Here is a 20,117-nt window from a genome sequence, read left to right as displayed (position 1 = left end):
ATTGTGTGGATCGTTGATTAAAATGTGGCTGCCAGATTGAATGTGAATGATTTTACCGGAGGCATGTTCAGTCCGGTGAGCAATGTTTCGGGATCCATTCCATTCAGTCTCTTCGAAGCAAACACAGCCAGGTTGGATGCTTCGAGCCCTACTGTGAGGTTCTGCATTTTCATTCGTTTTGCGAAACGCTCGAAATTGTATTGCAGTGTTACGTTGCGCAGGCGCATGAACGATGCATTGATAGTGCGGATATCAGCCATATTGTAGGTGTTGAAAATCGACTTGTCGAAGAAACCTGCCTGGTTGTAATCGTTGATATCTTCCTGCAAAATGAGGCGCGGAATATTGGTGAATGTCTCGTTGCCTTTTGCACGCCATCTGTTGGCGAAATCGGCATTCGCATTTCTATCGTCGCGATAGAGTGCATTGAGGCTTCCACCTTTGTAGAAGTCGGCCTTACGCACCACATGCCCTGTATTGAACACGAGTGAAACACCCAATGTGAAATTCTTGTAAATGAAGTTGGACGCAAATCCTCCCGATACCAGCGGATCTCTGCTGCCCTGATATACCAGATTGCTGAGGTCTCTGTCTGTTTCGCTGAAACCCATTACCCGATTGCCTTTGCCGGAGTTGTATGTAGCGAGACCGCGATCGTTCAGACCAGCGAACTGAAAGGAATACATGCCGGTAACGGGTCTTCCTCTGAGTGGATAACCATCAGCGGTAGCAGCATCATATACCGAAGGCATATTGCCCTGATAGTCGGACACCACAGTATTCTTGTTGTAACCGAGATTGAAGTTCCCAGACCATTTGAATTCTCCTGCGATAGGGATCGGCCTGAAGTTCAGCGACACTTCCACTCCTTCGTTTTTCATATCAGCCCAGTTGAAGAGTTTGGTCTGATAACCTGAAGAAGATTGTACAGGTTTGAATCCTACGAGATCAAAGTTCTTTCTGGTATAGTAGTTTACACTGAAATCGATCTTGTTGATGAACGAGATATCGAAGCCGGTGCTCAGCGTGTATTCTTTCTCGAATTCGAGAGCTGAGTTCTCTGATTCTACAATGTTCACTCCTGTTACGTTGTAGCCGGGATATAATCGAAGGATGTTTTCATAATAAGCTACCAGTTCTGCTCCACGATAGCCGGCATTGCCGCGAAGGCCGTAAGATGCGCGTACACGTGCATCGGAGATCACATTGCTGAAACCTTCCATGAAGTTCTCTTTGTAGAGATTCCATGCAAAGCCAACCGCCCATGTTGGAAGGAAACGGTTTCTGCTTGCTCTTCCCGAAACGTTGGTTGCATCGTTGCGGAGCGAAGCATCGAGAATATATTTTCCGAGATAGCTGTAAGATGCGCTACCGTAGTAGGATACAGCATTTCTGGTAAATTCACTTACATAGGTTGAAGTACCCTGAAGCAGATTTCTTCCATTGTACATTCTTCTTTCATCTTCGGGAAGATTGGTGCTGAGCATTAAGCGCTCGTATGCGAGATCAGCAGGAGCAAAGGTTTTGCTTCCGCTGCGATAACCGTAGTTTCTTCCGAAGTTTCCGGTCTGACGGTTTTGTGTTACTTCCATACCGCCCATCAGCTCCAGTTTGTGGTCGCCTTTGTCGAGCACATTCCATTCTGCCTGTCCACGGATGGTGTAAAAACGTGCAGTATTGGTTTCGCGATCGAGAATGCCGCCTTCGGGCAACACTGTTTTGGGAAGATCGTAAGAAGGTGCACCCGGACTCTTGTACAAACGCTCATTGGCATCTCTGATTCTGAAATCGTCTGCTCTGAACTGATTGGCGTAGTTGGAGTTCTCCGTCTGAATTTCGTCGATGGCAGAGTTGGAGAAACGCGCGTTGAACAAGCCGGTGAGTTTCAGTTTTCTGTTCACCTTCAAATTGAGACCCAGCTGCGCAGTGAAATCGTTATTGCTGAGATCGATGTAGTTGTTATTGATCTCGTTGATGATATTGAAATCTGCAAAACCTCTTTTGTAGAATTCATATCTGCCATCTGCACTATAAGGTTTCATTGCACGGCTGGCGTCTCTTGCATAGGAGAAGGGGTTAATACTTGTACCGGGATTCTTTTGATCTCTTTTTGCATATTTCAGCAAAACCTCTCCACTGAAATTATTCGTCAGCTGCATTACGTTAACGAAGTTGGCAGTGAAGCGGTTTGTTTTTTCGCCGATTGTTTTACCGGGGTCGGTAAGGTAACTGAATGAGATGCGTGTAGCGCTTTTGTCGCTGCCATAGGCCAGCGCAATGGAGTGCTGCTGCTGAATGGAATTCCTGTACAGCTCATCGAACCAATCGGTATTGGTTGTTTTGAGGTCGCGCACCATTTCGCGGAACTGTTGTTCGGTGATGGCTCTTCTGTTGTACAGATCTACCGCTTTGGCATATGGACCTGAAGTAGCTGCTGAGAAGTTCATCATGGTTGCCTGATACACTTCAAACAGTTCTGCATTCAGATCGATCTGGTCTTTTGAATTCAGTACATCGAAATCTTTGATGGAAGGTTTAATGCTTAATGTGGTATTTAATCCGTAGCTGATGCGCAGTGGTGTATTGAATTTGGGCCTTTTTGTGTTCACCACAATAACGCCGTTCACCGCTCTGGTCCCATACATGGCAGTAGCGGTGGCGTCTTTGAGAATGGTAAGGTCCTCGATATCGTCGGGGTTCACATTGCTGAGTCCGCTGGCGAGCAGGTTTCTGGCATTGCCGCCATACAGTTCAGATGGAACGATGTTCAGTGGCGCTTCGAGCGGAACACCATCGAGTACCCAGAGTGGTTCGTTGATGCCGCTGAGCGATGCACTTCCTCTGATTCTGATCTTGGGTGCAGTACCGAATGTGGAAGAAGTGTTCTGAACGGCAACACCTGCCACCTGGCCCTGCAGCATTTTATCGAGTGTGCCAAGGCTGGCCACTTTGATGTCTTTTGTTTTTACAGTAGTAGCGGCACCGGCATACTCGCTTCGGTTCTTGTTCTGATAGCCGGTAACCACTACATCCGTCATTACTCTGGTTTCCTGCTCAAGAGCAACTATGAGATTACTGTTATTCCCTGTGTATTTAACGGTGGACGTTTTGTAGCCCGTCATGGAAATTTCGAGCACGTTCCCGGGTTGTACATTAGCGAGCGTGAATTCACCTTTCTCATTGGTGGATGCACCATGGCTGGTACCTCTCACACGAACACTGGCGCCAACAAGCGGTTCACCGTCTTTATTTCTAACCACACCTTTCACTTCTTCACGAAAAGCAGCCGTAGTAACAATCAGCTCATTGGCTTCTGTTGCCAGGGTCTGTGTGGCTGTCTTTTTTTTCACCACAATTGTTTTCTCCACCACCTGATACGTGAGCGGCTGTTTCTCGAAACAAATGTCCAGTGCGGTTTTCAAAGAAACGCCGGAGACCTTGATGTCTACTTTGCTGGCAGTTTCCAAAACTTTTTTCTCGAACCAGAAACGATATTCCGTTTGCTGTTCGATCTTTTTCATGACTGTTTCTAATGAAGCATTTTTTTCGTTGAGGGTAACAGGCTCTCCCTGATTTGCGCGTAAGCTCTGCATGCTACAGATGAGCAGCAGCATGAAGATTCCCGGCAATTTCAGACCTGGCTGTCTCACGGGAACCGGCATCGGGTACTTCCGGGCAAAGCAGTTCATGAGGAGCATGTGTACATGCGCCATAACTAATCTCATGGTGAACGTAGTTTTAGTAAAAAATTGAAGTATATGGGGTCATATAATTTTTCAGGGAAGCACAATGAGCTTGTTTCCTTCCAGTTTGAAATTAACGTCGCTCAACCGGAGTATTTTGAGAATGTCGCTCAGACTGCTGCTCCGGGGAAGCCTTCCTGAAAAATATCTTGGTTCATTGTCTTTTAGTTGCAGATCGATATCTATCTGGTACCATCTGCTCAGTTGCATCAGTACCTGACTGATCTCAGTATTTCTGAACTGGAATGCGCCTTCTCTCCATGCCATGATCATTTCCAGATCACCCTGAGGCACAACTGATAAATTACCCTGTGCATCCAGCTGCGCCTGATTGCCGGGCACCAATGTTCTGGCGGTTCCGCCTTTCTCTTCCATCAGGCGAACAGAGCCCTGCAATAGTGTTACGTGGCTGTATGGATCACCCTCATAAGCATTCACATTGAAGCGGGTGCCGAGTACATTCACCTGAAAACCGTTTGCACTTACGGTAAATGGTTTCTGCTGATCTGCTTTTACATCGAAGTATACTTGTCCGCTTACAAATACCTTACGCATATTTCCATCGAAGCGGGAAGGGAATTTCAATGAAGAAGCTGCATCGAGAGAGGCAAAAGTGCCATCCGGTAAAGTGATGTTGAACTTCTGTCCCCTCGAAGTGCTGATGGTATTGAAACCCGTTTCTGTAGTGTGTTCTGCTGAAATGGTATAACTAACTTCGTTGCCGTTTTTAACTATCTGAACGCCTTTTTCTTTCAGCACAACACCGTCTTGCAGTTCGTCGAGATTGAACTGCTGATTATTGGCGAGTTTCAGTATCGCACCGTCTTTTCCCGGAAGTGGATCTGCCTGAACAACAGCAGCAATGTCTTTTTTCGGATGTACATTACTGTTACTGTACCAGAAATATCCTGTACTACATAGTACGATCAGCACTGCGGCGGCAGCGGCATATTTAGAATTGAAGTGAAAACGTTTTACGGGAGCAACAGCTTTATCTGCATGCAGTTTGCTGTGGAGATCTTCGAGCATGGATGCGCCGAAGGTCTCAAATTCATCCGGAGTAATATCAACGATAGCTGCATCTGTTTCGTCTGCATCCTGATACCACCTGTGAAGGATGGCAATCTCTTCTTCGGTGGCAGTACCATCGAAGTATTTGCGCGCGAGCTGGCCAATATCGATATTTCGGGGATCGTAATTCATACTATTTTGCCTTCGTTTTAGAACGCGATCTTTCTTCCGTGATCGCGCATAATTGTCATAACCTTAGAAACATATCCTTCTACAGTGCGGGGAGAAACACCCAGCTGCGTAGCTATTTCATCGATAGGTTTGTCCAGAAGCTTGTGCTGTACAAATACAATCCGGTATTTGTCCGGCAGAGAATCGGAGAATTTATTGAGGAGCTGCAGAAAGAATTTGTTCTCGTAGTCTGTAGTGTTCGATACTGATTTGTTGTGCTGATTGATTTGTTCGCGCAGATAAGTTCTTCCGCGTTTCTGCCGGGCAAGGTGTTTGTATACGGCATGCCGGGTCATGGCGGAAAGATATAGGTTAAGGTCTGCGATCTCCAGTTGTGCGCGCTTTTCCCAAAGGGTAAAGAAAACGCTCTGGATGATCTCTTTGCTATCTTCCAACGAATGAAGTCTTTTATGCACTACATAAAAGAGTTGCTTCCAGTACACATTGTAGATGGCTGTAAAGGCGGTTTCGTCTCCAAGTTTCAGACGCCTTACCAGATCCTGTATGTTACAGTCAGCCGGTTTTCTCATTAGTACGTTGCAGTTTCGGTGTTAGTTCGGGGTTATGGCTCTATAAGATAAGAGCTTTTACGGGTATGTTTGTACGTAAGAAATCGGGAGTTTTTTTGAGGAAATTTGGAGGCAGGATGCTTTGTTATTGAGAATCAATGGGTAGGGAAAATGGTAGAAAAAAATTCATGGTAAATGGGTAGCAACAAAAAAGCCTGCATACAAATGATGCAGGCTCTCGGTATAGAATTAGTTTCCATTATTTGCACCCATAAGCATATGTCTGCTTATCGAAAGCTAAAGTGATGTTAGTTGTAAGATCCTTAATGATAGGCTGACTGGTAAGCATCCTTCCTTTTTCATCAAAAGTATATTGCAACGTTCCCTCAGTGATATTCTCTTCAACGCCCCGTTCATTATAAACAACCTTGCGATATGATTTTACCATAAATGGACCGTTATCGAAACATCCGGTGAATCCATTCTGAAAAACAAAATTGGTTGGAGTAACAAATCCTGCCATTGCGAGCATGTTTACATAGCCGAGATCCCGGCAGGGATTGGGGATATTGGTGTAGTCGAAGGTTGTTACAAAACGAAATCCATGGTAAAGGTCTTTTTCAGTGAGCCTGGTCATGTTACCCTCTGTGTTGAATTCGGGATAGAACTCCGACCTTGGAGTTAATCCGGGGGGAGCTTCGAATTTCTGGGTATGATAGGTTGCCTTCAATAATTTGCCTTCGGCATATTCATAGGTCATACGGGCCGCCCCTGCCTCTGTTTTGATCAGCTGACCAGCATCATTGTAGGTAAGAACTGCATCCGCACTGCCATAGATCCGAATGGCATTGATCCGTCCGGTTTGCGGGTCTCTGATCAGTTTCCTGAGTAGTTTCGAACCGTATACGTCGGAAATAACAGAATCCAGCTGTCCCTTCGTATTGAAAGCAAGCAGTGCTGATTGTGTTTGAGAATTCGTATACTGATTTGTGACTTTTACAATACCACAAGTATTGTAATTCTCTTCTTTTTCATTGTCCTTTTTGCAGGAAACAAAAAGCAGGAAAATGGCTAAGGGGATGTAGAAAATCTTCATTAGATGTTCAGTTTAAAATAAAACCAGCCACCTGCAATCGCTTGCATTGGTGGCTGGTTCAGTAAAAATTCGGAAGCTCCGGCTTATTGCTTCTGCGTTTTGATCATTTCGATGAAATCATCGAAGAGATAACGGCTGTCGTGCGGGCCGGGCGTGCTTTCCGGGTGATATTGTACGGAGAAGGCAGGTCTGTCTTTAAGACGGATACCTTCAATTGAATCGTCGTTCAGGTTGATGTGGGTTACTTCCACATTGGCTGCATTTTTTACAGACTTGGGATCTACTCCGAACCCGTGGTTCTGTGTAGTTACTTCGCATTTGCCTGTGAGCAGGTTCTTCACCGGGTGGTTGAGGCCACGGTGACCGCGATGCAGTTTATAAGTGTCCACACCATTGGCGAGTGCCAGCAGCTGATGGCCGAGGCAGATACCGAAAGTGGGTTTGTTTTCGTTGATGATATCCTTCACGGTTGCGATGGCATAATCCATGGCTGCGGGGTCTCCGGGGCCATTGGAGATGAAATAACCGTTAGGGTTAAACGCTTTCAGATCGGCGATGCTCGATTTTGCAGGGAATACTTTCAGGTGTGCTCCTCTGTCGACCATGCATTGCAGAATGTGCTGTTTGGTACCGAAGTCGATTACGGAGATGCGAACATCAGAATTGGGATCACCGAGCGTATAAGGCTCTTTGGTAGTAACGAAGCTGGCCAGTTCGAGACCGTCCATACTGGGCACCTGTGCGAGTTGCTTCTTCAGTTCTTCCACATCGGTGATTTCTGAAGAGATGATGCAGTTCATGGCGCCAGCTTCACGAACGTGAAGTACCAGTGCGCGGGTGTCGATGCCTTCGATGCACACGATATTGTTTTTCTCCATGTAGGCATCGAGCGATCCGTCGGCCATTTTGCGGCTGTACAGCTCTTCGAGGTTGCGCGCGATCAGTCCACGGATCTTAACACTGTCAGACTCCACTTCGTTATCCTTTACACCATAGTTGCCTATGTGCACATTGTTCATGATGATGACCTGTCCGTAATAGCTGGGATCGGTAAATACTTCCTGATAACCGGTCATGCCTGTATTGAAACAGATCTCGCCGGTGGTAGTACCGATCTTACCAAATGCTTTACCATAATGAACCGTACCGTCGTCCAGGAGGAGTATGGCGGGCTTGTGAAGAGGTGTTGACATGATTTTTCTAAAAAAGTTTTGCAAAGAAACAATAAAATCAGGGAATGTAGCCTGCTAAATTTTCACAGTTTCCCAACGGGCCGTAAAAAAGCCCTGCTCTTTTGCAAGCAGGGCTTTAATATGATTGATGCGTTGATCATTATGATTACTCGGCTGCAGGAGTTTCAGGTGCAGCTTCATCAGCTTTTTTAGTGGTAGAGCGGCTACGACGTGTTTTCTTAGCTGCTTCTTTCACTTCACCTTTTCCTTTACCGTAGATCTCGTTGAAATCTACCAGTTCGATCATTGCTCTTTCAGCGTTGTCACCCTGACGGATACCAAGCTTAATGATGCGGGTGTAACCACCTGGGCGGCCGCCGATCTTTTCTGCAATTGGTCCGAACAGTTCGGTAACAGCTTCTTTATCCTGCAGGTAGCTGAACACAGTTCTACGTTGGTGAGTAGTGTTCTCTTTTCCTTTAGTGATCAGTGGCTCAGCATATTTACGCAGTGCCTTGGCTTTAGCCAGGGTAGTTACGATACGCTTGTGCATGATCAGCTGGCAGGTCATGTTGCTGAGCAACGCCGCTCTGTGGCTGGCAGTTCTGCCGAGATTGTTGATCTTGTCTCCGTGACGCATGACGTTAAGTTTTAAATTTCAGCTGCACCGTGTCAGGAATTGCAGCCTACAAGTGAATATTTACTAGAGTTCTTCTTTGTCTAAACCCAGCTTGCTGAGGTCCATACCGAAGTGGAGGCCTCTTTCTGCGAGCACCTGCTCGATTTCAGCCAGAGATTTCTGACCGAAGTTACGGAACTTCATCAGGTCTTCCTGCTCGTACTGAACCAGCTCAGAGAGTGAGTTGATCTTAGCGGCTTTCAGACAGTTGAAGGCGCGAACAGAGAGATCCAGATCTTCCAGCGGAGTTTTCAGGATCTTGCGCAGTTGCAGCATTTGCTCATCCACCACATCTTCTTTCTTATCTTCTTTGTTGTCGAAAGTGATGTTCTCATCAGTGATGATCATCAGGTGCTGGATCAGGATGCGGCTGGCTTGTTTCACCGCTTCTTCAGGGTGAATGGTACCGTCGGTGGTAACGTCCATGATGAGTTTCTCATAGTCGGTACGTTGTTCCACACGGGTATTCTCGATAGCGTATTTTACATTCTTGATCGGAGTGTAAATAGCATCAGTTGGGATATAACCAAATGGTGCGTCTTTTACTTTATTCTCCTCTGCAGGAACATAACCACGGCCTTTGGATACAGAGAGTTCGATATCCAGTTTGGCAGAGCTGTCGAGTGTGCAGATCAGCAGCTCGGGGTTCATGATCTCGAAGCTTTGTGTAGCTTCTCCGATCATGCCGGCAGTGAATTCTGCTTTATTTTTGATGCTCAGGGTGATCTTTTCCTGGGCCACTTCATGCTCCACTTTCTTCTTGAAGCGAACCTGTTTCAGGTTCAGAATGATTTCCAGTACGTCCTCTGTGATACCCTTGATGGTAGCGAACTCATGGTCTACACCTTCGATGCGGATACCAGTGATCGCAAAACCTTCGAGTGAGCTCAGCAGAACCCTGCGGAGGGCGTTGCCGATGGTAACACCAAAGCCGGGTTCCAACGGACGAAACTCAAACTGAGCTTCAAACTCCGTTGCTTTTTGCAGAACGATCTTGTCTGGTTTTTGGAAATTTAAAATGGCCATATTTTAAAATTTCAGTTTAATGATTACTTAGAATACAATTCAACAATCAACTGCTCTTTAATGTTCTCAGGGATGCTTTCGCGCTCAGGATAAGCTACGAATGTACCCTGCATTTCACCTTCACTCCAGTCCATCCATGTGAATTTTGCATTCTTTCCGCGGAAAGTGCCAGTGATAGAAGCATTTGATTTGTCTTTCTCACGAACACCGATAACATCACCGGGTTTCAGCTGGAAAGAAGGAATGTTCACCACTTCGCCATTCACGGTTACGTGTTTGTGGCTAACGAGCTGACGAGCACCTGGGCGGCTTGCAGCCATACCGAGGCGGTATACAGCGTTATCGAGACGAGCTTCCAGAAGCTTCATCAGGTTCTCACCTGTTGCACCTTTACGGCGTGCAGCTTCGTCGAAAGTTCTGCGGAATTGTTTCTCCAGTACACCGTAAGTGTATTTGGCTTTTTGTTTTTCTTTCAGCTGCAATGCATACTCACCTGGAGCTTTACGCTTTTTGGTTGGTCCATGCTGACCTGGAGGATTGCTGTTTTTGCTGAGGTACTTGCCATTGCCTAAGATAGGCTCGCCGAAGATGCGGCAGATTCTTGTTTTCGGTCCAGTATAACGTGCCATAATTGTGTAATTGATTTTTTGTTGACGGCCTTGCGATCAGTAAAAATCAATAAAAATGAATCGCAGACCCGGTTATAAAATAAACTTTCAGCAAAGGCAGACGAAATCTGATCCTTTGCTGAAAGCCGGTATAAATACTAAACTCTTCTTTTCTTTGGAGGACGGCATCCGTTGTGTGGCAGCGGAGTTACGTCTTTGATCATCACCACTTCGATACCATTCTGAGCGAGTGAACGGATCGCACCTTCGCGACCTGCACCTGGGCCCTGAACGTATACGTCTACTTTCTTCACACCTGCGTCGATCGCAGTTTTTGCTGCATCAGCAGATGCCATCTGAGCTGCATACGGTGTGTTCTTTTTAGAACCACGGAAGCCCATTTTACCGGCACTGCTCCAGGAGATAACCTGGCCTTGTTTGTTAGTGATGCTGATGATGAGGTTGTTGAAGCTCGCAGAGATATGTGCATCTCCGTAAGAGTCAACTTTAACCACTCTCTTCTTGGCAGCTGCTTTAGCGCCGCCTTTCTGATTTCCTTGTGCTTTAGCCATAAAATAAAAAGGTAGTCTGTTTTTTAAAAATCCTCACTTGCGTGAGTGGAACCGATCCTCCTGCCGACCCTTGCGATCCGGTACCGGTTCACGGTTATGCTGCTTGTAAGAACAACAGGTCTGAATATGATGAAAGACGCAACGGTGAGTTGCGCCTTAACAATCTATTTCTTAGCGGCCTTTTTCTTACCGGCAACTGTTTTACGTTTACCTTTTCTCGTACGGCTGTTGGTGCGGGTGCGTTGACCACGAACAGGCAGACCTTTACGATGGCGCAGTCCACGGTAGCAGGCGATATCAAGCAGACGCTTGATGCTCATCTGTACTTCAGAACGCAATTGTCCTTCTACTTTGAACTCGTTGGTAATGATTGTACGGATAGCATTCAGCTCATCGTCATTCCACTGATGAACTTTCTTGCTAACATCAATCCCTGCTTTATCCAGGATGTACTCAGAAGTAGAACGACCGATACCAAAGATATAGGTAAGACCGATCACGCCACGCTTATTCTTAGGTAAGTCTACACCGGCAATACGTGCCATATTTACTGTTTATTGTTTGTAGTTGATGAATGATTGCTGATTATCCCTGACGTTGTTTGAAGCGGGGATTCTTTTTGTTGATCACATAAAGACGCCCTTTCCTTCTCACGATCTTGCAATCAGCGCTACGTTTTTTAATTGATGCTCTAACTTTCATAACGTTTGTTTTTATGCAACGGCTTTACAGCGATGCTATTTATACCTGAAAATTATCCTTCCTCTGGACAAGTCATACGGGCTCATTTCCACCCCTACTTTGTCACCCGGAAGAATACGGATATAATTCATGCGCATCTTTCCGGAGATGGTGGCCAGGATTTCGTGGCCGTTTTCCAGCTTCACTTTGAACATAGCGTTCGACAGTGCTTCTGTAATTTGTCCATCTTGTTTGATTAAAGGTTGTTTACCCATACACTTTTAAGGAGGCGCAAAGATAGGAATATTCAGCCGGAAATATGAAAAAAATAACACAGCAATTTTCATAAATCCTCAAATCCCGGCTGAATAAGCCTTTCAGGGCCTGAAATTGGCATCTTTTTTTGGGAAAACCTAGGCAGGAGTCAAATCTACCTTGGTCATCTGGTGATAATGATTTTGCAATTCATGTACATTGATCGGCTGAACCAAATGCCTCCTGTCCTCCCTCCACCAGAGCTCCATCGTACTGAAATCCCCATCTTTCGGGATCATCAGCCTGAAGGAATTCCGCATATACTTCACGGCTCCGTCGTCCAGCACATTCCGGGAAAATCCCAGCTTAAACAATTGATTTTCATCGAGTGGTATCGGAAACAGACTGTCAGGCGTAAAAAAGTACTCCTGAACATCCGTCTCTACCCCTACCTCTTTGTCTTCTCTGTTTACTTCGGTTACAGCGCCTTCAATCATCTGGCCTTCATATTTGGCCTTTACAAGGTCGCCCGATCTGAGCTCTGAAAGTTTGATCATAATGGCAGCAGTTTTAAAGTGTTCCCTAATTTACTAAACACAGTTAATATAAGAATTATTTTTCTGTGTTAAATAAACCGGCACCGCCACCTTAAAATCCGTGCTCTTTCAGTTTGGTACTGATGAACAACAACTCTTCATTGCTCAGCTTCACATTGATTGCCCGTGCATTCTGTACTGCCTGCTCCTCATTTCTCGCTCCTGCCAGCGCCACCGTAATGCCCGGCTGATCGATGGTCCAGCGAAGCACCAATTGCCCCAGAGTTGCACTCTTCACTTCAGCCAATGGACGAATTGAATCGAGGAACTTATTAGTTTTGATGATATTATCTTCTGTGTAAAAACGATTACCCTCGCGGGTATCCCCTTCACCGAACTGGTGACCAGGTTTGATCTTTCCGGTAAGCAATCCTCTCTGAAGCGGACTGTAAGCGATCACCGACTGCTTGTTCTCGATACAATAAGGAACCAGCTCCTGCTCTATATCGCGGTAGATCATGCTGTAACTCACCTGGTCGGAAGCCAGCTTCAGCGTCTGATTCGCTTCTTTCATCTGATCCACATTATAGTTGCACACCCCCGCCGCACGGATCTTGCCCTGCTGCAGCAACATCTCCATCGCCTCCATGGTTTCGGAGATCGGAGTAGTTACATCGGGCCAGTGCAGCTGCATCAGATCGATGTAGTCGGTTTTGAGGCGGCGAAGACTATCTTCGCACTCCTTTATTATACTCTGCTTCGATGCAAGTTTATAGATATCGATCTCGTTGCCGTAGTTGTCTTTGGACTTCATCACAAAATCGCCCTCTTTCACATCCCAGCGCATACCGAACTTGGTAAGTATCTGCACTTTATCGCGGGGGATACCGCTGATGGCTTCCGCCACGATCTCTTCACTCACGCCCATTCCGTAGATCGGAGCGGTGTCGATGCTGGTAACTCCTTCATTATAGGCGGCGCGGATGGCGCGTACCGCATCATTTCTGTCTGCTCCTCCCCACATCCATCCTCCGATAGCCCATGCACCGAATGTGATGGCCGATACTTTAACATCTGTTTCTCCTAATACTCTGTATTCCATGCGTTGCGATTTTGAAGCGCAAAGGTAGGCAATGCAGTTATTTTCACCTGCGCAATTCTAAGCCCGCTTACGGTAACTGAAAATTGCCCAGCTGTTCAGCACCACGGCAATACCCGCCATTGTGAGCATATGATACCGGATATCCCAAAGACCACTCCCCTTCAGCACCACCATCCGCATCACTTCAATAAAATAAGAAACAGGATTGATTTTGGTGAAAGCCTTCGCCCAGGCAGGCATGCTGTCGATACTCGTATAAAGGCCGCCGAGCAGAATGAATACCATCATCAAAAAGAATGAAAGCAGTATCGCCTGCTGCTGACTCGATGTGTAGGTGGAGATCAACAGCCCCAGTCCCAGTACCGCCAGCAGGTAAAGCGCCGCGAAACAGAAGATGGTAGCCACATTACCCACCGGCACAATTCCATAGACCAGCCGCGCTATAGTGAGCCCGATGCCAAGAACAAACAACCCCAGTACCCAGAACGGGATCAGCTTACCTAATATAAAATGGTATTTGTGGATCGGCGTAACGTTGATCTGCTCGATAGTACCGATCTCCTTTTCTCGTACAATATTCATGGAGGTAAGAAAAGCGCCCACCATGGTTACCAATACCACCAGTATCCCCGGTACCATAAAATACCGGTAATTGAGATGCGGATTGAACCAGTTGGAACTGGTGGTTTCGATATTCAGTTCGGGATTGAATCTTGGGAACTGAATCCATCGCAGGCGGATCTCCCGGTTGAAATCCTGAATGATGCTCCGCAGATAGGCTCCTCCCAGGTTGGCCTTTACGCCGTTGATGGCATTGATGCTCATCATCAGCGAGGCTTCATCCTCTTTTACGATGTCTTTGGAAAAATGTGCAGGGATCTCAAGAACAAGATCTGCCTTATCCGCTTCGATCTCCTGCATCGCCTGCTGCATGGAACTGCTGTAATGCTGCAATTGAAAATAACCGGAGCTGGTAACTTTGGAAATCAGCTGGCGGCTATAATCCGAATGATTGTTATCTACCACCGCCAACCTGATGTTCTTTACTTCGTAATCGGCGGCCCATGGCAGAATCATCAGTTGAATCACCGGCATAATGAAAATCATCCGGAGAATGGCAGGATCTCTGAAAACCTGCCTGAATTCTTTCTGCAATAAAAATTTTAGCGTGCGCATCTGCGTTATGTTTTACAATTACGCCAATCTTATTTTGAATTTCCTGATGGCTACAGCCAGCAGAAATACAGTCATGCCTGTTAGTATCAGGGTTTCTTTCCAAACGGCCGCCAGTCCAAGCCCCTTAATCATCACCGAGCTTGCAATATGATAGTACCATTTTGCCGGTACCACATTGGAGATCACGCGAAGCGGCAATGGCATATTCTCGATAGGGAACATAAAACCGCTCAGCATCACTGTTGGAAGAAATAATCCTGTGAGAGAAATGAACATGGCAGTTTGCTGCGAATTCGTGGCCGAAGAGATCAGCAATCCCAACGCCAGTGAGGTGATGGTGAACAGGATGCTTTCAAACACAAGCAGGGCGAGGCTTCCGCGGATCGGCACATCCAGCACAAAAACACTGAGCAACAAAATGCTGGTGATATTGATGATCGAGAGCAGCAGGTAAGGGACTGCTTTTGCCACAATGATCTTCAGCGGACGCACAGGCGATACCAGCATCACTTCCATGGTGCCGGTTTCTTTTTCACGAACGATGGTGATGGCCGTCATCAATGTACAAACCAGCATCAGCACCATCGCCATCACTCCCGGCACGAAAGTATAAGCTCCTTTCAGCTGCGGATTGTAGAGCATCCTGTATTCTGTCTTAATGGTGTAAGGAAGCTTACGTTCATTGGTGATCCTGTTCTGATAATCCATTATCACGGCAGTGGCGTAATTGGTGAGCGTAGTGGCTACATTCGGATCCGATGCATCTGCAATCAGCTGTATCTGCGATTTGTTGAAATGACTGAGATCCTGATCGAACTGCTGAGGAAATACCACTACCAGTTTGATCTTCCCTGCACGGAAAGCTTTTTCGATATCCGCCTGCGAATGCAGTTCCTGCGCGATATCGAAATAACGGCTGGCTTCGAGCTGGCTGCTGAGTGCAAGTGTGCTGGCATCTTTTGAATTGTCGAGCACAGCGATCTTCGCATTCTTCACTTCATTGGTGAGCGCAAACCCGAAGATGAGGATCTGCATCACCGGCATGCCCAGCAGGATGAACAGCGTTCGCTTATCCCGCCTGATATGATAGAATTCTTTTTTAACGAAGGACAGAAATTGTTTCATGTACTGTGTTTTAGGTTCAGTCTCCGCTTCTAACGGCCTTGCGTGCCAGTTTCAGAAATACTTCATCCATCGAGGCTGCATGGAGCGATCGTTTGAGTGCAGACGGCGTATCCAGTGCCTCTATTTTTCCATCCACCATTATGCTCACCCGGTTGCAGTACTCAGCTTCATCCATGTAGTGCGTTGTTACAAATACGGTGATGCCGGATGCTGCTGCTTCGTAGATCATATTCCAGAACTCGCGGCGTGTAACCGGGTCTACCCCACCCGTTGGCTCATCGAGAAAAACGATGCGCGGTTCATGGAAGATGGCCACCGAAAAAGCAAGCTTCTGCTTCCATCCCAACGGCAATGAGCGTACTAACTTATTGGCTTCCGATCCGAGATGCAGTTGCTGCAGCAGCTTTGCTGTTTTGTCTTTGATGAAGGCATCGCTCTTTCCGTAGATGCCGGCATAGAAACGAATATTCTCCTTAATGGTAAGATCTTCGTAGAGCGAGAATTTCTGGCTCATGTATCCGATGCTGCGCTTTATCTTCTCCGGTTCTTTGTACACATCGAAACCCGCTACGGTGGCCGATCCTGAGCTGGGCATCGACAATCCGCAGAGCATGCGCATAGCGGTTGTTTTGCCTGCTCCGTTTGCACCGAGGAATCCGAATATCTCACCTTCGTGCACATCGAAGCTGATGCTGTCCACGGCTTTGAAGCCGCCGAATATTTTGGTGAGCTGATTGGCTGTTATGATCCTGTTGTTTGTCATTGGTGCATTAATTTTTCATGAGGTCCATAAAACAGTCTTCGATATTGGGAGCTACGGGTTTTACTTCTACGGCTTCGTGGCCTTTGTTGCGGAGGTAGCTATCAAGTTGTGCGGCATCGAGTGCTGGCTTCACTACTACGTGCGAGTATTCTCCGCAGAGGTAACACTCTTCCACACCTTCGAGTTGCAGCAGATCCTGCTGCATATTCAGCATGCGGCTGGTGCGTGCGGCGAACAAAGGTTTTTGAAATGAAGCGATGATGCCTTCAGGAGAATTGATGCTCATGATGCCTCCATTCTGAATCAGTGCTACTCTGTCGCAGAGACTGGCTTCATCCATGTAGGGAGTGGATACCAGAATGGTGATGCCGCGCTCTTTCAGTCCACGTAACATTTCCCAAAACTCTTTGCGTGATACGGCATCTACACCGGTGGTGGGTTCATCGAGAAACAGTACCGATGGTTCATGAATGAGTGCGCAGCAAAGTGCAAGCTTCTGTTTCATGCCGCCGGAGAGTTTGCCTGCACGACGATCTTTGAATGGTTCTATCTGCACGTAAATATCGCGCACGAGATCGTAGTGTTCTGCAATGCTGGTGTTGAAGATAGTGGCGAAGAATTCGAGATTCTCTGCAACGGTGAGATCCTGATAGAGCGAGAACCTGCCAGGCATGTAGCCTACCTGCTGACGGATGGCGCGATAGTCTTTCACAACATCGTATCCGTTTACAGTGGCATTGCCTCCATCGGGCAACAACAAAGTGGTGAGGATGCGGAAGAGCGAGGTCTTCCCTGCTCCATCCGGACCAATAATTCCGAACAGCTCCCCTTTTTCCACGTTGAAAGAAATGCCGTGCAATGCGGTCATCACGTCTTTCTTCTTCCCGTAGGTCTTAACAAGATTATTTGCAATGATGGCTGACATACAAGATGATTCAGGTTACTGCAATTTGATTTCTCCGTACATGCCGATCTTGAGGAAGCCATCATTCTTTACTTTCACTTTGATGGCGTACACGAGATTGGCGCGTTCTTCTTTTGTCTGGATGGTTTTAGGAGTGAACTCCGCTTTGTCGGCGATCCAGGTGATGGTACCTGCAAGTTCTTTGTACGATTTGGCGCCGTTGTCGATCAGCACTTTTACCTGCTGTCCTAATTTTACCTGAGGAAGCTGTGTGCCTGTAATGTAGGCGCGGAGCGTCATTACGGAGAGGTCGGCAATTTTGTAGAGGGCTTTGCCGGTACTCGTCATTTCACCCGCTTCTGCATATTTCTCTATTACGGTTCCGCCAACGGGATTGGTGATGCTGGCGCGTTTCAGTTGATCATCGAGTTGTGCTACACGTTTTTCGAGTGGCTTTCCTTCGGAGAGGATGCTGCGGTTCTGCGTTCCCACATTGCTGCGCTGCACCTGCATCTGCTGGCGGGTTACCTGCATTTGCCGTTGCACAACTTCGATCTGAGAAACCATATCGTCGAGTTGTTTGCCGGTGGCTGCATCTGCTTTGATGAGATTTTCGAGACGTTGCTTTTCGTGCAGGAGATTTTTGAGTTGCGCCTGCTGAACAGTGAGCTGATCTTCGAGCAGTTTCACCTGTGGATTGAGATCGGCGGTCTTCTGACTAAGCGCTGCAATGCTGGCCTGTACCTGCTCTTTCTGCAGGTTGAGGTTTTCGGCATCAACAAGACCAACTACTTTGTCTTTGGCAATAGAGTCGCCTTCCTGCACATCGAAAGAAAGGATTTTTCCTGTAAGCTCGGAGCTGACGATCACTTCATCTACTTCGAAAGTTCCGGAGGCATCTGCTACAGTGCCGTTGCCATTGCAGGCAGCGAGAAAGCCTGCGAATATCAGTGCCGGGAAAATATATTGTTTCATGTAGGTGGTTATTTATTGTTTTCCTGAAATTGTTTGATAGTTGATCTGAGATTGCAGCAGTTGCAGTTTGTGTGCAATCAGCTGGAGACGCGCCTGATCTTCAGCATTCACTTCGCGGAGGAAATCGTTGGCCGTGATCACTCCGTTTTCGAGTTGTGCGTTGGCAGCGGTCTTCACTTTTTCGCGGAGATCGATGATCGCCTGATCTGTATCGATCAGCTTCTGCCATTTGTTCAACTCGGCCTGTTGCTGTTTCAGCTGGGTATTGGTATTGAAGAGAAACACCTCTTTCTGAACGCCTACCATTTGCTGGTTCAATGCGAGTAGCTGCTTTTCTTTCTTTGAAGTGTAAAGTCCGCCGAGATTCCAGTTGAGACGAACACCACCAATGTAGAAGAAATCGAATTTGTTTTCGAGCATGTTGAGTCCCGGACGGCCATATCCGCCCTGAATGAAGGCGCTGGCTTTGGGACGGTTCTTTGCGTGGATCAGACTCTCCTGCACTTTATAAAGACTATCCTGAAAAGAGAAGAGCTGAAGCTCAGGTCGGTTAATGGTTTCGGTTATATCAGTCGAGTTTAACGCTGGTTGCTGCAATGTGGTGTTCTCAGGCAGCTGCTTTCCGAGAAAAAGGCTCAGTACATCGAGCAGTCCTTTGCGGTTGGCGGCGAGTTCGATGCTCCGCTGATCGGTTTTCAACAGCTCGGCTTCGAGCACCTGCTGGTTGCTGCGGAGTGCAGTTCCGTTGCGCACTTGCGCGGATACTTTGTCGATGCCTATGCGGATATCGCGTTTGAGCAGTTCGGTTTGTTTGAGTTGTTCATCGAGTAAGAGTGTACCGAGGTAAAGTGTGTTGATGCGCTCCTTCACTTTGTACAGATCCACCGTTACCTTCTGATCTTCTACCAGTGAGCTAATCTGCTGAATTTGTTTCTGGGAAGATATATTGCCGCCATCGTACAATACCTGCGAAAGTTCCGCTGTGATCTTGTACTGATCTTTATTTGGCTGATCGACATTGATGCCGGGGATCTTTACCGGAACAGATGTTACGTCAGATTGATAAGTAGCTTGTCCGTTGATGGCCAGCTGGGGCAGATACCCTTTACCGATATTCTCTATAGTAAGTGCCGATGTACGGTTCACCAGATCACGCTGACGAATCAACGGATAATGCTGCTCTGCCAGTTGATAGGCCCGTTCGAGGGTTAGCGTGTTTTGTTCCTGCGCAGCTGCGGGCAGCACAAAAAAAACGCCGGCAGCCAGCTGCCAGCGGAACATTCTTTTCAACCATGCGATAAGGAGATTCATATATTGTTATTTACGAATTGAGTCGATAATGAATTGCACAACGTGTTTCTTTCTTTCTTCCATTGCCTGCATGAACTGCTCTTCGTTGATATCCCAGAGCAGTTTTATCATCGGACGGCCCATGAATGGGAAGATGCACATGCTCACCATGTTCATGGTAAGCTGCATCGGCTTGATCGGTTTGATATTTCCTTTGGCTACTTCTTCTTCGATCTGTTTGGCCAGAACGTGCACGGCCGGTTTCTTTCCATTGAAAATGCCTTCGAGAAATTCCCTGCCCGATTCTTTTTGAATTTCGTTCATTACAAAGAGCGGCAGGTAAGGATTTTCAATCAGCATCGCGATATAGAAGTCTACGAATTTTTCGATCTTTTCGAAGAGCGGAACATCCTCCAGAAAAAGGATACCCACTTTGGGGATGAGACGGGCTACCGCTTCGCGGAAAATCATTTCGAAGAGCTTGTCTTTGCTTCTGAAGTAATAATGGAGCAGTGCTTTATTGATGCCGGCTTTGTCGGCGATATCCTGCATGCGTGCACCATCGAGCCCCTTTTCGTGGAATACCTGCTTGGCGGCAGCTATGATCTTCTGTTCGGTGGAATCTTTTTCCTTCTCGTCAACCATATAGTTTAACCAAATAGT

General features: G+C 46.9%; 21 protein-coding genes. All 21 read right to left on the bottom strand.

Annotated features, from left to right (window positions below; genetic code table 11):
• Nucleotides 1-17: 17 nt before the first annotated feature.
• On the bottom strand, nucleotides 18-3,725 hold the full coding sequence (locus HHL16_RS20545) for a SusC/RagA family TonB-linked outer membrane protein (RefSeq protein WP_169427211.1): 3,708 nt from the start codon (nucleotides 3,723-3,725) through the stop codon (nucleotides 18-20).
• Nucleotides 3,726-3,776: 51 nt separating this feature from the next.
• Entirely contained in the window at nucleotides 3,777-4,946 is a 1,170-nt protein-coding gene (locus HHL16_RS20540) for a FecR family protein (RefSeq protein WP_169427210.1), read from the bottom strand.
• Between the two features lie 17 nt (nucleotides 4,947-4,963).
• Nucleotides 4,964-5,515: a sigma-70 family RNA polymerase sigma factor gene (locus HHL16_RS20535; RefSeq protein WP_169427209.1), complete on the bottom strand. Its 552-nt coding sequence runs from the start codon at nucleotides 5,513-5,515 to the stop codon at nucleotides 4,964-4,966.
• Between the two features lie 238 nt (nucleotides 5,516-5,753).
• A complete protein-coding gene (locus tag HHL16_RS20530) occupies nucleotides 5,754-6,590 on the bottom strand; it encodes a hypothetical protein (RefSeq protein ID WP_169427208.1) in 837 nt (278 codons plus the stop codon).
• Nucleotides 6,591-6,673: 83 nt separating this feature from the next.
• Nucleotides 6,674-7,783 carry a glutamine-hydrolyzing carbamoyl-phosphate synthase small subunit gene (gene carA, locus HHL16_RS20525; RefSeq protein ID WP_169427207.1) on the bottom strand — a complete coding sequence of 370 codons (1,110 nt, stop codon included), beginning with the start codon at nucleotides 7,781-7,783 and terminating at the stop codon, nucleotides 6,674-6,676.
• Between the two features lie 145 nt (nucleotides 7,784-7,928).
• Nucleotides 7,929-8,402: a 50S ribosomal protein L17 gene (gene rplQ / locus HHL16_RS20520; RefSeq protein WP_169427206.1), complete on the bottom strand. Its 474-nt coding sequence runs from the start codon at nucleotides 8,400-8,402 to the stop codon at nucleotides 7,929-7,931.
• 63 nt (nucleotides 8,403-8,465) lie between these two features.
• A complete protein-coding gene (locus HHL16_RS20515) occupies nucleotides 8,466-9,467 on the bottom strand; it encodes a DNA-directed RNA polymerase subunit alpha (RefSeq protein WP_169427205.1) in 1,002 nt (333 codons plus the stop codon).
• A gap of 23 nt (nucleotides 9,468-9,490) precedes the next feature.
• On the bottom strand, nucleotides 9,491-10,096 hold the full coding sequence (gene rpsD / locus HHL16_RS20510; protein ID WP_169427204.1) for a 30S ribosomal protein S4: 606 nt from the start codon (nucleotides 10,094-10,096) through the stop codon (nucleotides 9,491-9,493).
• Nucleotides 10,097-10,233: 137 nt separating this feature from the next.
• The gene (gene rpsK, locus HHL16_RS20505) at nucleotides 10,234-10,647 is read right to left on the bottom strand and encodes a 30S ribosomal protein S11 (protein ID WP_169427203.1); all 414 of its coding nucleotides are present in this window, start codon (nucleotides 10,645-10,647) and stop codon (nucleotides 10,234-10,236) included.
• A gap of 164 nt (nucleotides 10,648-10,811) precedes the next feature.
• On the bottom strand, nucleotides 10,812-11,192 hold the full coding sequence (rpsM, locus tag HHL16_RS20500; protein ID WP_169427202.1) for a 30S ribosomal protein S13: 381 nt from the start codon (nucleotides 11,190-11,192) through the stop codon (nucleotides 10,812-10,814).
• Nucleotides 11,193-11,232: 40 nt separating this feature from the next.
• Complete coding sequence (ykgO, locus tag HHL16_RS20495; RefSeq protein WP_010519235.1) at nucleotides 11,233-11,349, bottom strand: type B 50S ribosomal protein L36; 117 nt, start codon at nucleotides 11,347-11,349, stop codon at nucleotides 11,233-11,235.
• A 35-nt stretch (nucleotides 11,350-11,384) separates the two neighbouring features.
• The gene (infA, locus tag HHL16_RS20490; protein WP_127131982.1) at nucleotides 11,385-11,603 is read right to left on the bottom strand and encodes a translation initiation factor IF-1; all 219 of its coding nucleotides are present in this window, start codon (nucleotides 11,601-11,603) and stop codon (nucleotides 11,385-11,387) included.
• A 138-nt stretch (nucleotides 11,604-11,741) separates the two neighbouring features.
• Nucleotides 11,742-12,140 (bottom strand): hypothetical protein, encoded by a 399-nt coding sequence (locus HHL16_RS20485; RefSeq protein ID WP_169427201.1) that lies wholly within the window; start codon nucleotides 12,138-12,140, stop codon nucleotides 11,742-11,744.
• Nucleotides 12,141-12,231: 91 nt separating this feature from the next.
• Entirely contained in the window at nucleotides 12,232-13,221 is a 990-nt protein-coding gene (locus HHL16_RS20480) for an aldo/keto reductase (protein ID WP_169427200.1), read from the bottom strand.
• A 57-nt stretch (nucleotides 13,222-13,278) separates the two neighbouring features.
• Nucleotides 13,279-14,397: an ABC transporter permease gene (locus HHL16_RS20475; RefSeq protein ID WP_169427199.1), complete on the bottom strand. Its 1,119-nt coding sequence runs from the start codon at nucleotides 14,395-14,397 to the stop codon at nucleotides 13,279-13,281.
• 18 nt (nucleotides 14,398-14,415) lie between these two features.
• The gene (locus HHL16_RS20470; RefSeq protein ID WP_169427198.1) at nucleotides 14,416-15,522 is read right to left on the bottom strand and encodes an ABC transporter permease; all 1,107 of its coding nucleotides are present in this window, start codon (nucleotides 15,520-15,522) and stop codon (nucleotides 14,416-14,418) included.
• Between the two features lie 16 nt (nucleotides 15,523-15,538).
• Entirely contained in the window at nucleotides 15,539-16,285 is a 747-nt protein-coding gene (locus tag HHL16_RS20465) for an ABC transporter ATP-binding protein (protein WP_169427197.1), read from the bottom strand.
• Nucleotides 16,286-16,292: 7 nt separating this feature from the next.
• A complete protein-coding gene (locus HHL16_RS20460; protein WP_169427196.1) occupies nucleotides 16,293-17,210 on the bottom strand; it encodes an ABC transporter ATP-binding protein in 918 nt (305 codons plus the stop codon).
• Nucleotides 17,211-17,225: 15 nt separating this feature from the next.
• Complete coding sequence (locus tag HHL16_RS20455) at nucleotides 17,226-18,164, bottom strand: HlyD family efflux transporter periplasmic adaptor subunit (RefSeq protein ID WP_169427195.1); 939 nt, start codon at nucleotides 18,162-18,164, stop codon at nucleotides 17,226-17,228.
• 12 nt (nucleotides 18,165-18,176) lie between these two features.
• A complete protein-coding gene (locus HHL16_RS20450) occupies nucleotides 18,177-19,475 on the bottom strand; it encodes a TolC family protein (protein ID WP_240966281.1) in 1,299 nt (432 codons plus the stop codon).
• 6 nt (nucleotides 19,476-19,481) lie between these two features.
• The gene (locus tag HHL16_RS20445) at nucleotides 19,482-20,099 is read right to left on the bottom strand and encodes a TetR/AcrR family transcriptional regulator (protein WP_169427194.1); all 618 of its coding nucleotides are present in this window, start codon (nucleotides 20,097-20,099) and stop codon (nucleotides 19,482-19,484) included.
• Nucleotides 20,100-20,117 lie beyond the last annotated feature (18 nt).

This window comes from Pseudoflavitalea sp. G-6-1-2 (assembly GCF_012927185.1).
Taxonomy (GTDB): Bacteria; Bacteroidota; Bacteroidia; order Chitinophagales; family Chitinophagaceae; genus Pseudobacter.
Note: the sequence above shows the minus strand (reverse complement) of the source record. Positions and strands in the feature narration are given on the sequence as shown.